The organism is Dysgonomonas sp. UBA7710 (assembly GCF_002482385.1).
Classification (GTDB): domain Bacteria; phylum Bacteroidota; class Bacteroidia; order Bacteroidales; family Dysgonomonadaceae; genus Dysgonomonas.
Genome location: NZ_DLFW01000041.1, coordinates 190,148 through 203,929, shown reverse-complemented (window position 1 = coordinate 203,929; position 13,782 = coordinate 190,148). Strand labels below are relative to the sequence as shown.

Here is a 13,782-nt window from a genome sequence, read left to right as displayed (position 1 = left end):
ATCAGGGAGAAATTTCTTCTTTATAAAATGAGTTATCTATAACTAACATGATTAACCATTAATACTAACAAATAATCTAAAAATATGAGGATGATAAGAAAAGGCATCTTTTCTCTTCTGATCTTAGTGAATACCATCGGAATATATGCACAAAGCACCAAAGTATATACTCAGATTCCATCCGATCAGATTCAGGCAACGGCAAGTAGTGAATTGCCGGGGGCGACAGCTATGATGGCTGTTAATGGCGAAGGAATGAACGGAGATATGCATATAGCGCATAATCTTGGACATACAATGTGGACATCTCAGGCTTCTATACATAAGGTGAGAGCTAATGGATTTACCAAAGAGGGCATTGTCTGGTTTATGTGCGAGATAGGAAAAACATCAGATCCTGCACATGTCGATTTAATCAGAATATGGAATGACAACCAAAGTCAGCATACACGCAGGGGATTGAAGAAAGTATACATAGAATACTCTGCTGATGGGAATACGTGGAAACTCTTGAAAAACAATGGACTGGACTATCATATTATAAATGAATCGAAAGGGCAGAATCCCGAGCCTGCAAATTTCACATTTGATACAGGAGGAATTAAGGCGAAATATATATGTTTTACAGCCGATGCTGATGGAAACGGTAATTATTACGACCCTGAAGACAAATATATAATCAGGGAAGCTATTGATATGCAGCAGAATGTAAATTATTACGGACTGAGTGAGATAAGATTCTACCGGAAGGAAAACAAACAGATAGCAAAACTTGCTCCATTAAGCAAGATGTCTTTAGTTGCTTCACAAGGATATTTGAAAACGGATAAAGGGCCGACCCGTGAATATACATTGAAGTTTGATGCGCCCCTGTTTTGTGGAGGTCAACTCGATTTCGATATAAACGGACGGAAATGGACGGAGAACATCAAGCCATCCGCGATAGGAACAACTGTAATCGAGGGACGGTTTCCGGCAGGCTATATGGAGGAGAGTGCCGAAGTATCGGTGAATCTTCGCAGCAGACAGGGCAATTTAGCCGATAGTTATACTGTTTTGGGAGCCCGCAGGTGGAAACTGTATTTCTTACCTCATTCGCATTTGGACATAGGTTATACACATGCGCAGGATGATGTAATGAAACTGCAATGGCGCAATTTTGAGCGGGCACTGGAACTGGCGGAGCGTACGGCCGATAATCCCGAGGGGTCACGGTTCAAATGGAATTCGGAGGCTACATGGGCTTTGATGGGATATCTCGATCATTACAAAGGAACGGAAAAAGGTGATAAGATGATCCAGGCTATAAAAGACGGTATTATTGGCGTCGATGCATCTTTGGGCAGCATACTCACCGGAATTTGCAAGCAGGAGGAACTGATGCATATGTTCGATGATGCGCATCGTATTTCTGGGTTGACAGGAGTGGAATTCAATACGGCGATGATGAGCGATGTTCCCGGACAATCGTGGGGGATGGTTACGGCAATGGCTCAGAATGGTGTGAAATACTATTCATCAGGACCCAACTATGTGCCTTTCTATGGAAAGGTTGGTAACGACAGGGCTGCACACCTGCATGTGAAGTGGGGTGATAAACCGTTTTACTGGCTGTCTCAGTCTGGTAAGGAAAAAGTATTGTTTTGGCAGACCGGCAGGGGATATTCATGGTTTCATGGCTGGTTGATAAACAGACTTTCGGCCTGTGGAGTCACTCCTATATGGGAATACCTTACCGATTTGGAATCGAAGGAATATCCGTATGCTACTACTTATCTGCGCTATACGGTAAACGGAGATAACGGGCCGCCCGATCAGTGGATGCCGGATGTAATAAAAGAATGGAATGAAAAATACGAATCACCCCAATTTTATATAGGTACAACCAAAGAACTTTTCACTGAGTTTGAAAAACAATACGGCGATGAGATCCCGGTTTATGGTGGCGATATAACTCCTACATGGGAAGACGGAGCCGCTTCCACTGCCCGTGAACTGGCTATGAACCGTGAAAGCTCGGAGCGTCTGAACCAGACGGAGATACTATGGAGTATATTTAATCCGAAGCAGTTTCCCGCAAACGATTTTCTGGAAGCATGGAAGAATGTCGTCTTGTTTTCGGAGCATACCTGGGGGGCCTCGGCCAGTGGACCTGAACCTGAATCGGAGTTTACAAAAAAACTGTGGGCAGGAAAGAAATTATATGCGGATAATGCAGATATGCAGTCGAGAAAACTCTATACCGATGTCTTTTCAGAAATGAAATCCGACAAAGGCGGCTATATACATGTATTCAATACGAATCTGTGGAAAAGAACTGATGTAGTGACGATTGATAACGATAACGATCTGACCGGTAAAGTATTGGAAAGCCCATCAGGCGAGATGATTCCTTTGCAGAAATTGCACGACGGCAGATGGATATTTATGGCAAAAGACATTCCGGCCCTTTCCTCCGTAGCTTACAAGATCACTGATGATAAGGGAAAGAAGTCGAATATATCCACGATGGTAAATGATAATATACTGGATAATGGCATTGTAAAGGTAGAAATAGATAAGAGAAAAGGTACAATTTCTTCTTTTATAAAGGTTGGTGAGGAATATAATTATGCGTCAGAGCGAGGTTTGAATGATTATATCTACACAGGGCGTTTCGCTTCAGACCCGCAATGGGTGGATAATATCAAACGGATTATTGTACTGGACGATGGCGAAGTTGCAGCGACCTTGCGCGTAGAGTCGGATGCGCCGGGTTGCCGTTCGTTATGGAGGGATATTACGGTCTATAAACAGTTGGGCCGCGTAGATATTTTGAACACTATAGATAAAGAAAATATTTATAAGCCGGAAAATGTCCGCTTTATTTTCCCTTTCAATATAGCCCATGCAGATATCAAAATGGATCTGGCAATGGGGGATATGCATCCCGAGCGTGACCAGTTGGCAGGAGTGAATAAAAATTACTATTCGATACAGAATGGCATCAGTGCAAGCAATCTTAGCCATGGTATCTACCTGACAACAACGGATGCTCCTTTCGTAGAACTGGGAGAGATGACCAGCGATGTATGGCGTAAGGAAGGAGGCGGGCTTGGCTGGTGGTCTTCGGCTTTGATTTCTCCGAAGATATATTCGTGGGTGATGAATAACTCATGGAGGACAAATTACAAAGCCTCTCAGGAAGGTATCGCGACATTCCGCTACTCACTGGAGTTTTTCGATCCGTTCGATCAGCAACTGAAGAAGCAAGGCACGGAACAGGCGCAAAAAATGATTGCGGTTGTTTCTGAAAAACCTGTCGGAATAGATAATCTTTTCAGGCTTAAAGGTAAGAATCAGATTTCAGTTTCTACAATAAAGCCTTCCGACGATGGCAAAGGCTATATTATCCGTTTACTGAACCTCAATGACCAGAGTGTACATTCTTCATTTATCTGGAACAGAATGCAGGCTGATGAAGTATACCTCTGCGATCATAACCAGCAAAAAACAGGGGAGTTCGATGATTCTTCTTTTTGGCTTAAACCTTATGAATGCATAACCTTGAAAGTTATCAGTAAAAAATAAACCGAAAAACAATTTTATAATATGATAAAACGAATTATTCCAATCACAGTACTTGCATTTTCTTGTATAATAGCGTCTTGCGAGAAAAAGCCTCTCTTGTCTGATTATGTCGATCCGGGCATTGGGACTGCCCATTCTCGCTGGTTCTTTTATACACCGGCTGCCGTTCCGTTCGGTATGGCTAAACTCGCTCCGTCTACAGACGGACACTTAGGAAATACGGGTGGATGGCAGGCTGTTGGTTACGATGCCAGGCATACTTCCATCGAGGGTTTTGCTAATTTTCATGAGTTCCAGATTGGTGGCGTTGTTATAGCACCTACAGTCGGCAAACTGCAAACTGTTCCGGGAACATTGGATAGTGTTGAGAGCGGTTATCGCTCATCTTTCGACAAAAAAGATGAATCCGCTTCTCCGGGATACTATTCCGTATTACTCAAAGACTACAATGTGAAAGCCGAACTAACGGCTACAAAGCGTGTGGGCTTTCATCGTTATACGTTCCCTGCGTCTAAGGAAGCTAATCTGATATTCGATATCGGTAACCGTCAGGGAGAAAGCGGTTATGTGAAAGAAGCCTCGGTGACATACACAGACGAGGGACGTATAGAAGGATGGGTTACCACTACGCCGGTCTATGTGAATATATATCAAAAAGGCGCTACTGTGTCTATGTATTTCAGTGCGGAACTGGATAAGAAACCAACCGCGTTCGGCTCATTTGTGAAAGATACTGTATATCCCGATTCGAAGACTCAGACAGGTGTCGGAGCCGGGCTGTATTTCAAATTCAATACCAGAGAGCAGGAGGCTGTAAATGTGAAGATAGGACTATCCTATACTTCTATAGAAAATGCACGCCTGAATATGGAAACTGAAGCTAAAAATATGAGTTTCGACAAAGCTCATAAAAATGCGACGGATACATGGGAAGAATATCTTGGCCGCATAGAAGTGGAAGGCGGGGAATATAACGATCGTGTGAAATTCTATACAGGTTTGTATCATGCGCTGCTTGGCCGTGGGTTAGCAAGCGATGTAAACGGAACTTATCCGAAGAATGATGGCGGGGTAGGGCAGATACCACTGAATGAAAAAGGAAAACCGGTTCATAATCATTATAATACGGATGCTATTTGGGGCGCATTCTGGAATCTTACTCAATTGTGGGCGGTTGCTTATCCCGAATATTATTCGGACTGGATACAAAGCCAGCTTCTTGTTTATAAAGATGCCGGGTGGCTGGGCGATGGTATTGCCTGTAGCAAATATGTATCGGGTGTAGGAACTAATTTTACCAGTCTGGCTATTGCGGCAGCTTATAATTGCGGTATCCGCGACTTTGATGTGAATACTGCATACGAGGCGGCCCTGAAGAATGAAGTAGATGGAAAAGACCGTTTGGCAGGAGCAGGTAAGCTGGATGTGGAGCAGTTCGTAAACAGGGGTTACTCACCTTATACAACCGGCCTGTCTATGCGTACGACTCCCGAAGGTTCGGGTTTCGGAGCATCGCATACAATGGAATATTCATTCAGTAGTTTTGCTGTGGCTCAGATGGCAAAGCATTTGAATAAAGAGGATGATTATAAACTTTTATCGAAGTTATCGGAGGGCTGGAAAACTCTCTTCGATCCTGAGACAAAACTGATACGTCCGCGCGACGACAAGGGCGAATTTATAAAAGACTTCGATCCGTTTGCACCATGGATAGGATTTCAGGAGGGTAATGCAATCCAGTACACATACTATGTACCTCATCAAATAGATGAACTTATAAAACTGATAGGGGCTGATGATTTTAATGTACGTCTCGACAGCACATTCCAGATATCACAAAAGAATATATTTGGTGGAGGAGAGACTATAGATGCATTCGCAGGTTTGCATACATATTACAATCATGGCAATCAGCCGAATCTGCATATCTCCTGGTTGTTCAACTTTTCGGGGAAACCATATCTGTCTCAAAAATGGGTGAGGGCTATCTGTAACGAATTCTACGGAGTAGAAGGCATACACGGCTATGGTTACGGGCAAGATGAAGATCAGGGGCAATTGGGTGCATGGTATGTAATGGCGGCAATAGGACTTTTCGATGTAAAAGGTTTGACCGGGATAGATCCTACATTCCAGATTGGTAGCCCGTTGTTCGATAAAATTACGATCAGGCTCAACAAGGATTATTATCCGGGTAAGAAGTTTGTGATAGAAACACTGAATAATACCAAAGATAATATTTACATCCAATCAGTAGATGTAAATGGAAAGCCGCACAATACGGTTCAATTGCCTTTTTCGGAAGTGGTCAAAGGCGGCCGCATGTCGATCAGGCTATCAGATAAACCTAACACAGAACTAAATAAATGATTCTAAAATATTAACTAAAAAACAATCCATGAAAATGAAAGATTCGTTTGATGCTGCTACTTAGCAATGCTTAAGTGAAAATGAAATTTAAATGAAGGTCACAGGCCTGTTTATTATTTGAGTAAGTAAAATAACAAGGATAAATTATGATTCGAAAGTATATCATCAAATTCTATCTGTTACTTATTATTGATTTATCAAACACATTAAAAACTATGAAGTATGAAATTTAAAGTTAACTTCTTAAATCTATTTAGCCTGCTTAAAATTTGTATGTGTGCCACATTATTGCTGGCCTCTGCAAATCTTTATTCGCAGCAAAGCAAGACAGAGGTTTCAGGTGTTGTAAAAGATGCGACGAATGAGGCCATTATAGGAGCAAGCGTGGTAGAGAAAGGTACTACCAATGGTATAGCGACTGATGTAGACGGGAGTTTTTCGATAAAGGTAAATCCAAATTCTACATTGGTAATATCTTCTATCGGATATGTAACGCAGGAAATAAAAGTGGGGAATCAAACCTCCCTCGCTTCCCTTAATATTGTGTTGGTAGCAGACAGCAGGATTATGGACGAAGTGGTAGTTGTAGGATATGGCGTACAAAAGAAAGCTACATTGACAGGTGCGGTTTCTGCCATTAAAAATGAAGAGATTATCACTACCAAAAATGAAAGCGTGCAGAATATGCTTACCGGTAAAGTCGCGGGCTTGCGTGTGGTTCAGAATTCATCGGAACCAGGCCAGTTCAGTGGCTCAATGGATATACGGGGCCTGGGAACCCCGCTGATAGTTATCGACGGAGTACCACGTGGTAATATGGCGCGTTTGGATGCAGAGGATATCGAGAGTATTTCTGTACTTAAAGATGCTTCGGCCGCTATTTATGGTGTCAACTCGGCAAATGGTGTGATTTTGGTTACAACCAAAAGAGGTGAAAAAGGAAAGGTCAACCTTAGTTATTCAGGAAATATGTCCTGGCAGATGCCTACAAATTTTCCGGATCTGGCAAATGCCGTAGACTGGATGACCTTATTCAACGAGCGCACAATGCACAATGTAGACGGTCCCAACCGTCCTTATACAGATGAGCAGATCGATGCTTACCGCAATGGCACAATGCAGAGCACCGATTGGAAAAAAGAGGTTCTTCGCAGCAGTGCACCTCAGACTATGCATACATTAAGTGCTACAGGTGGAACAGAAGCTTTGAGCTATTATGCAAGCATCGGATATCAGACTCAGGAGAGTTTCTTGAAGACAAATGCTATTAATTATGAGAAATATACTATTCGTAGTAATATTTCTTCTCAGATTACAAAAAATCTCCGGTTCGACTTGAATCTGGCCGGATTACTCGATGAGCGACAATCGTCAGTATATGGTTCCAGTGATATAATACGTGGCATGTGGCTTATGCAACCGATGGATAAAGTATACTACAATGAAGAGGAAGGTCAATACTGGCAACCGACCAATGGCGGTCTGCAAAATCCGGTAACTATGATGAACAAGGATATGACAGGTGCTAATTCATACAAAAGTAAATGGTTCCAGTCGAATGCTTCGCTAAGATATGATATGCCGTTCGTTAAAGGCTTGTATGTGAAAGGTATGTATAGCTACGATTATACATTGAATGACAATAAAGAATTCATGAAAGCTTATAAACTTTACGACTCGGGCGGCGCGGCCAAGACATGGAATGCTCAGAGTGATGCGCCTAACAGGGTAGCCCGTTATTTTTATGGTAAAGATGGTACTCTGTGGAATGTTCAGCTCGGTTTTGACAGGCAATTTGGCAAGCATAATGTATCGGCAATGGCACTCTATGAAAATACACATAGAGAAGGAGATAATTTTTATGGAAACAGGCAGCTTCTATTGCCGTTGGATCAACTATTTACCGGTATAACAGACAAAATGCAGATTAATCAGTCTACAGCCGCTTCATCTCTTTACGATTACGCGTATAATGCCTGTGTAGGCCGTGTTAAGTATGACTTTGCCGGGAAATATCTGGCCGAATTTACTTTACGACATGAATCGTCATCAAGATTTCCGGATAATTCCCGTTGGGCAACAACTCCGGCGGTTATGGCAGCCTGGCGTATATCGGAAGAGGGATTCTTTAAGAAATCACCGCTTAAATTCATTGATAATCTGAAATTACGCGGATCTTACGGCAGAATGCTTGATGATGCTTCAACAAATGACTATAATTTCTTGACCGGATATTACTATCCATCTTCGGGCGGCAATAGTGCAGGTTTACCTTCCGGTTATGTTTTCGATGGATCATTTGTTAATAGTTCCAACAATAAGGGATTGGCAAACACAGCAATTACCTGGTATAAATCCGATATGCTGAATATCGGTCTGGACATGGATGCGTGGAACGGTCTTTTTGGACTAACTGCCGAGTATTTTCAGAGAAAACGTACAGGTTTATTAGCAACCCGGGCACAATCGATTCCGGGAATCGTAGGTGCTGCTCAACCGCAGGAAAATCTTAACAGTGACCTTACGAGAGGCTTCGAATTGGAACTCAGCCACCGCAATAAAATAGGTGATTTTGAGTATCAGGTGAAAGGTAATATGTCGTTTACCCGTGTGAAAACAATTTATTACGAACAATCGAAGCGAGGCAACTCATATCTGAACTGGCGCCAAAATAACAACGACCGCTACAATAATATATGGTGGGGATATGGAGGAAACGGACGTATCACCAACTGGGATCAGATATATCATAACCCTGTTTACATCGGCCGTGGTACAACTATGGGAGATTATCAATATCAAGACTGGAATGGCGACGGACAAATAAATGACCTGGATGTACATCCGCTTGCGATGAACGGTATGACACCGCTTATCTATTACGGAATCACTATATCTGCATCGTGGAAAGGAATAGACCTTACTATGCTTTGGCAAGGCGGGGGTAAACGTTATGTCGCTCCAAGACAGTTTTTATATCAACCTTTATGGGCAGACACAAATGCTCTTACTCAGTTTTTGGATCGCTGGCGTCCGTCAGACCCGACAGCAAGTCCTTACGATCCTGCTACAGAATGGATAAGTGGATATTATGCCTATACAGGTACAAGCCCTAATTACAATTCTGAATTTAATATTCAAAACGGGGCATATTTAAGGTTAAAGAATATCGAATTGGGATATACGCTTCCGAAGAAATGGCTTTCGACTTTGAATATACAGAATGTAAGGGTATATGTTAGTTCATATAATCTACTGACATTTACAAAATTAAAGTATATCGATCCTGAATTTTTTACAAATCCTGACGAGAGTAAGGGAGGATTAGGTGATTATGGATATAGTTACCCGCTCAACAAAACTGTAACAGTAGGTATGAATGTAAAATTCTAAACATTTAATATTATGAAACAAATAAAATATATTTTATTACTTTGTCTGGGCCTTTTCATGGCATGTACAGATTTGGATATCCCGCCTAAGAATATAATCGGGGACCCGGATATATTCGGTACTACAGAGGGTACGATGAGTTATATTGCCCGGATGTATAGCACGCTTCCTATGGAAGATTTCCGGTACAATTATGAAAAAAGCGGTCTGTTCAATAATGCTGATACAAAATATAAGCAACAATCGTGTCTGACCGGTGAAGCTCTGGGCCGTGACACTAAAGGAGCAGAAGGTGAGCATGCAAGCTATTGGGATAATGCTTATTCGGCAATCCGTGATGCGAACTTATTTATAGAGACTCTGCCCAAATACGCTTCGGCACATACTCAGGCCAACTATAATACTTATCTGGCTGAGGCTTACTTTGTAAGGGCATTCCTTTACTATTCACTTGTTAAGCGTTATGGAGGTGTGCCTAAGGTGGATTATGTAATCGATTATCCGGCGAGTGTCGATGTTGAGGGTACGAAGCTTTTCCGCGATTCGGAAGAGGCCATATGGGATCTTATTGCGTCTGATCTGGATTATGCAATAAATAATTTGCCTAAAACGAATCAGAAAGGACGTGCAAACAGATATGTAGCCGCTGCATTCAAATCACGTACAATGCTTCATGCAGGATCTATAGCCAAGTATAATACTATCAGTGAAGTATATAATGGCGTCAGAATATGCGGGATACCGTCTACCCGTGCAAATGATTATTTCAAAGCTGCTTACGAAGCCAGTAAAATACTTGATGAAACAACGGCCTATGGCTTGTATGAAGCGGAATGGGTTGATGGAGATAAGACTGCGCAAGCAACTAATTTTACTAATATATTCCTTAAAGATACGAAGGAGAATATATTTGTGAGATATTATAAAAATCCGGAATCGGTGCATGGTTTCGATGATTCGGCACAACCGATGCAGACATCTTCGGGAGGTAATAATTCGGAAATTTGCCCGACTTTAGACTTTGTTGAGATGTTTGACGGTATAGATAAGGATGCTAATGGAAAATTGAAAAATCTGGATGCCAGTGGCAAGTATGTACTGTATAATTCACCGCTTGACGCTTTCGCAAATTGTGAACCCCGTCTGAGGGCAACAGTAATACTCCCTATGGATCAGTTCATGGGTAAGACGATAGATCTACGTCGCGGAATATGGACGGGAACCGTAGGAACAGGTATTAGTCCGCTTATGCCTGAGGGAAGTGTCACCGATTATAATGTAGTATATGGCGAATCAAGTAATTTGAAGCTTTCCAGCGATTTTTCTTTCAATAATCAGGCCGCTAATGCTATCTTGTTGAAGGATGGTGTAAGTAAGATGAAGAGAGCAGGAGAAAGCGGTATCGTTTCGGGGTGGGATTTTGGAAATATCAGTGGTTTCTATCTTCGCAAATATTTGAATCCGAACCAAACAGATAATAATGGCAATAAGTCGAGCCAGAGCTGGATTGAAATCCGCTATGCGGAGGTATTGCTTAACAGGGCAGAAGCTGCTAACGAGCTATTTCTCGCAGGTGTAAGTACGGCGTCGACAGGAGAAAGCTATCGCGAAGAAGCATTTCGTTGTATCAATCTTATAAGAAGACGTGCGGGAGCGACTTTGCTGGCAAGTTCCGCACCATTGAGTGATATTAATGTTGTACGGACAGAAAGACGAAAAGAGCTTGCTTTCGAACATAAGACTTATTGGGATTTGAAACGTTGGAGAGTCATATATGATGAACAAACCAACAGACGCTACAGAGTTTTATATGCCTTTTATTCCACCGATGCTGAAAAATATTTTCTGGATTCAAGATTCATGGAATCAAAAGCCGGAAATAACTATATTTTTAATTTTGATACTAAGAATTATTATCAGCAAATACCTACAGGTGAGATAACTAAAAATCCGAACTGTAAACAAAATCCGGGTTATTAATAACAAAAATATTGATGATATGAGAAATACTATAATATATATTGCTTTGTCTCTATCGATGTTCTTGGGGATGTCATCGTGTGCCGATGATAATTATCCCGAGCCTAAAGAGACATTTAGAGGTAAGTTTGTCGAAAAAGGAACAAATAAGCCTTTCCAGACAGCTATTGGGAATACCGGCGTGCGCATCAGGATGATGGAGTATAGCTGGAGCGATACACCTCAACCGTATGACTTTAACTGTAAAATGGATGGTACATTCAATAATACAAAGGTATTCAAAGGTGAATATGGAATTACACCATCCGGTGCATTCGTTCCGCTACCTGAAGAAAAGATGACCATTAGCGGTACAGTGGAAAAAACGTATGAGGTAGAACCTATCCTTCGTATAGAATGGGATGGCGAACCGGTTGTAAATGCGGACAGAACTGTAACCGTTAAGGTAAAAGTTACATACGGATCTAATAACGCGACATATCAGAAACCTTTGGTTGAAGGATGGCTATTTATTAGCGAGACCGACTATGTGGGAGATTTCAGCTATAGTCCTAATTATTCGGTTAAATGCGATCCCGCCAGAATGGGGGTGGGAGCATCTGAAATTTTAGGACCTAACGGAACTACTTTTACAATAAATACTTCGTCGGCATCAAAGTCTTTCCCGGACTATGCGCGAAAATATTTTATCAGATTCGGGGTACGCACTTCTGTTACGTTTGATGCAACAAACCGCTATAACTATACAGAGGTAAAAGAAGTTTCCATACCTGCCCGTTAATACGAATTAATAAACTATTAAAAGAAAGCAGCAAGACTAGTCTTGCTGCTTTCTTTTTACATTAACTCTGATACTATTCTGTGACTTTCAGTTCTCTTCTTTTCTGTTCGAGAAGTATGTGAAGCCGTTCTTTTACTTTTGCATATTTTTTATCGTTATAAACATTGTTGATTTCTGTTGGATCTTTTTTCAGATCATACAGTTCCCAACTGTCTATATCCTTGTCCTTTAGTTCTCCTTTGCCGTACCAATGTATGAGTTTATACCTTTTGTCCCGTATTCCGTAATGCTTGCGTGTCATTCCCACAGCGGGATAATCATAGAATTGATAATAGAGATTATCTCTCCATTTTTCAGAAGTTCCGGTCAATAATGGGATTAGTGATTCTCCGGCCATATCATCAGGTTTATTAACTCCGGCGGCATCCAGAAGGGTTGGCGCATAATCTATATTTTGAACAAGTTCCGTACATTTTGTTCCTTTTTTTGCTCCCGGTAAAGCGATGATAAGCGGTGTCCTGAAAGCTTCCTCATACATGAAGCGCTTATCATAGAGTCCATGTTCTCCCAGATAGAAGCCCTGATCGGAAGTATATACAATAATCGTGTTTTCCATAAGGTTGTTATTTTCCAGATAGTCGAGTAACCTGCCAACCTGAACATCCACACTCTTTATGGTGCGGCAATAGTCTTTGATATATCGTTGGTATTTCCACCGGACTAGTTCTTTACCCTGCGGCCTGTTAGCCAGAAAATCCTTATTCTTCTTATCATATGATTCATTCCATACTTTAAGTTGTTCGGATGTTAGTGTGCTTATAGCCATATCAAAGCTCGCTTTGATATAATCCAGTGTAGGTTCGTTTTGAAGTTGGGATACTTTCAGGTCGAAGGCATATCCGAGATGGTTGGCAACAGATAGTTCGTGTGTTTTCATCTGTTCGCCTCTGGTACAATAATCATCGAATAAAGTAGCCGGTTCGGGAAATTCAATGTCTTCATACAAATCGAGGTATTGCAGGTCGGGCATCCAGTTTCGGTGAGGAGCTTTGTGGTGAACCAATACACAGAACGGTTTGCTTTTGTCGCGGAATATAAGCCAGTTTAAGGCATCATCAGTTACTAGATCGGTTGCATAACCCTCTTCACGTATATATTTGCCATCCGACTGTGGTGTTCTGAATCTTGGATTATAATATTCACCCTGATCGTCGAATATCTTATATGTATCAAATCCTTTGGGCTGAGCACTGAGGTGCCATTTGCCGAATAATGCTGTCTGATAGCCTGCATCTTGCAGATACTCCACAAAGAATTTTTTGTCAGGCTTTAATCCGTAGCCGAGGTGTGTTTGCCCATGTTGGTGGCTATACATCCCTGTCAATAAGGTTGCTCTGCTGGGAGTAGAAATCGAGTTTTCGACGAATGCATTATTAAAGAGCATTCCGTTTTGTGCTATCCGATCCAGATTGGGAGTAGGAGCAAGCTTCGAAATAGGATGGCCATATGCGCTTAATGCCTGGAAAGCATGATCGTCGGTCATGATGAACAAGATATTCATCGTTTTTTTTATCTCTTGGGCAATGATTCCGTTACTGATGCATACGGAGATGCCAAGTAAAGCATATAAAGGTGAATTTTTCATGATATATTAAATAAAATCGAAGTATATTCTATATGTATATACA

The 13,782-nt window shown here is 41.6% G+C and carries 6 protein-coding genes; 5 read left to right on the top strand and 1 reads right to left on the bottom strand.

What is annotated here, in order from left to right:
• Window positions 1-84 precede the first annotated feature (84 nt).
• From B3317_RS13235 to B3317_RS13215, 5 genes are all read left to right on the top strand, one after another.
• On the top strand, window positions 85-3,570 hold the full coding sequence (locus B3317_RS13235; protein WP_291112365.1) for a glycosyl hydrolase-related protein: 3,486 nt from the start codon (window positions 85-87) through the stop codon (window positions 3,568-3,570).
• A 21-nt stretch (window positions 3,571-3,591) separates the two neighbouring features.
• On the top strand, window positions 3,592-5,940 hold the full coding sequence (locus B3317_RS13230) for a GH92 family glycosyl hydrolase (protein ID WP_291112363.1): 2,349 nt from the start codon (window positions 3,592-3,594) through the stop codon (window positions 5,938-5,940).
• A 222-nt stretch (window positions 5,941-6,162) separates the two neighbouring features.
• Entirely contained in the window at window positions 6,163-9,333 is a 3,171-nt protein-coding gene (locus B3317_RS13225; RefSeq protein WP_291112361.1) for a SusC/RagA family TonB-linked outer membrane protein, read from the top strand.
• A 12-nt stretch (window positions 9,334-9,345) separates the two neighbouring features.
• The gene (locus tag B3317_RS13220; RefSeq protein ID WP_291112359.1) at window positions 9,346-11,313 is read left to right on the top strand and encodes a RagB/SusD family nutrient uptake outer membrane protein; all 1,968 of its coding nucleotides are present in this window, start codon (window positions 9,346-9,348) and stop codon (window positions 11,311-11,313) included.
• A 19-nt stretch (window positions 11,314-11,332) separates the two neighbouring features.
• On the top strand, window positions 11,333-12,094 hold the full coding sequence (locus tag B3317_RS13215) for a DUF3823 domain-containing protein (RefSeq protein WP_291112357.1): 762 nt from the start codon (window positions 11,333-11,335) through the stop codon (window positions 12,092-12,094).
• 73 nt (window positions 12,095-12,167) lie between these two features.
• On the opposite strand, the gene B3317_RS13210 is transcribed toward B3317_RS13215, so the two are convergent.
• Window positions 12,168-13,739: a sulfatase family protein gene (locus tag B3317_RS13210; RefSeq protein WP_291112355.1), complete on the bottom strand. Its 1,572-nt coding sequence runs from the start codon at window positions 13,737-13,739 to the stop codon at window positions 12,168-12,170.
• Window positions 13,740-13,782 lie beyond the last annotated feature (43 nt).

Bases quoted from the DNA above. Each gene is read 5' to 3' on its own strand.
- B3317_RS13235 (WP_291112365.1), top strand. From the start codon at position 85: ATGAGGATGATAAGAAAAGGCATCTTTTCTCTTCTGATCTTAGTGAAT.
- B3317_RS13230 (WP_291112363.1), top strand. From the start codon at position 3,592: ATGATAAAACGAATTATTCCAATCACAGTACTTGCATTTTCTTGTATA.
- B3317_RS13225 (WP_291112361.1), top strand. From the start codon at position 6,163: ATGAAATTTAAAGTTAACTTCTTAAATCTATTTAGCCTGCTTAAAATT.
- B3317_RS13220 (WP_291112359.1), top strand. From the start codon at position 9,346: ATGAAACAAATAAAATATATTTTATTACTTTGTCTGGGCCTTTTCATG.
- B3317_RS13215 (WP_291112357.1), top strand. From the start codon at position 11,333: ATGAGAAATACTATAATATATATTGCTTTGTCTCTATCGATGTTCTTG.
- B3317_RS13210 (WP_291112355.1), bottom strand. From the start codon at position 13,739: ATGAAAAATTCACCTTTATATGCTTTACTTGGCATCTCCGTATGCATC.